Here is a 1,978-nt window from a genome sequence, read left to right on the forward strand (position 1 = left end):
CACTCTGCACGGCACATTATTTCGCAATGGGCCTGGATTGTTAGACGTTAATGGTCAGCGTATCCATCACCCATTTGATGGAGATGGCATGGTCTGTGCGATCGCCTTCCACAACGGCCGTGCCCACTTCCGTAATCGCTTTGTCAAGACAGCGGGCTATCTAGCCGAGCAAAAAGCTGGCAGGATTTTGTACCGAGGTGTGTTCGGCACTCAAAAGCCAGGAGGCTGGCTAGCGAATATCTTTGACCTAGGCCTGAAAAATATTGCTAACACCCAAGTAATCTACTGGGGTAGTAAATTGCTAGCTCTATGGGAAGCCGCTGAACCCTATCGCTTAGATCCCCACACCCTGGAAACCCTTGGCTTAGAATACTTCGATGGCCAACTGTCTCCAGGTGATGCCTTTGCTGCCCACCCTCGGATTGATCCGGGTGATGGAACTAGGGAACCCCGGCTGGTCAATTTCTCGATTAAGCCAGGACTCTCCACTGCTATTACAGTCTATGAGCTAAATCTGGCTGGGCAAATCGTAGAGACCTATACCCACTACGTGCCTGGATTTGCCTTTATCCACGATTTTGTTATTACTCCTCGATACTGCATCTTTTTCCAAAATCCTGTTGACTTTAATCCTCTGCCCTACGTGTTCGGTCTGCGAGGGGCAGGGGAGTGTCTGCGGTTTCACCCTGAGCGTCCTACTCGTGTGATTGTTATCCCTCGTCCGCACAGTTTTGAGGCTGATGAGCAAATACCTTCTCAGCCCTATGTTCTTGAAACCCAGGCTGGTTTTGTGTTTCATCATGCGAATGCCTTTGCCCAGGGTGATCGACTAGTCGTAGACTCGGTTTGCTATGCTTCTTTTCCAGAGCTGCAACCAGGGACAGATTTTGAAGAGGTTGACTTTGCTGCCCTGCCACCAGGGCAACTCTGGCGCTTTCAGCTAGATCTGACTAACAAAACTGTAGATCGCCACTTGCTAGAACCCCGCTGTTGCGAGTTTCCCTACGTGCACCCCCAACACGTAGGACGCAACTACCGCTATGTTTACTTAGGAGCAGCCCATGCACCTACAGGAAATGCCCCATTACAAGGGATTTTGAAAGTAGATCTTCACGCTAACAATCGCCAATTTTGGAGTGCTGCACCCCATGGCTTTGTGGGTGAACCTGTATTTGTCCCTCGCCCTGACGCTACTACTGAGGATGATGGCTGGTTGCTGACCTTAGTCTACGATTCAAAGCGCGATCGCTCTGACCTCGTTATCTTAGATGCTCACAACCTTGATCGTGGAACCATTGCCTGTCTTCACCTATCCCACCATATTCCCTATGGGTTACACGGCACCTTTACGCCAGAGTGTTTTGGCATCACAGTTCTCTGAGATACTGAATCGGCGTTCTTCCGAATGATTAGCCTACTGAGGCAGACACAAGTATTTGTTGATCGTCTTCCGTCAAATTATTGAAAGTTCACGCTATTTGGCCTAGCATGGTAGGATTAATGTGTGATTTTCCACGGTAGTAGGTAGCTAAACGCCAAGTTTGCTGCTGGTTAACAACATAATCACTAACTTGTGCATCTGCATAATTGTTAATCACTTGCAACCTAGTTAATACATCAGGCTACTGATTGACTGATGAGGCTACTTGTTAACCGTTCAGCTTTTCTCTGTTGGTGTTGACTTGCTATCAGACATTACTGCTTAACTGCTTAGTAGTAGCGAGTATTGTCTGCACTGGCGTGTTTGTATTCTGTAACGTCAGGAACTTCTTTCTCGGCTAAAGCTTGGTAATCGCACTCCCTTAGTTTGAGGTTTAGCTTCAACTCAGTAGGGCATACACATATATATTAGTAAGCCTGCCTTTACCCAGCGTAGAGGGGCTGTTGGTTTGTGTGTCTGACTTCTCGCTAGCTATCAAGCTGGGGTTGCTATATTGATTGAATCTTTAGCATTTCGATATTGGTGCTGTAGATGAGA

Annotated in this window: 1 protein-coding gene; it reads left to right on the forward strand. The window is 47.7% G+C overall.

Annotated elements, in window-relative coordinates; genetic code table 11:
* A partial coding sequence (locus NZ772_18085; GenBank protein MCS6815465.1) for a carotenoid oxygenase family protein occupies positions 1-1,381 on the forward strand: 1,381 nt, incomplete at its 5' end.
* Positions 1,382-1,978: the final 597 nt, after the last annotated feature.

The sequence above is a fragment of the Cyanobacteriota bacterium genome, from assembly GCA_025054735.1.
In the GTDB taxonomy this organism is placed as follows: Bacteria; Cyanobacteriota; Cyanobacteriia; order SKYG9; family SKYG9; genus SKYG9.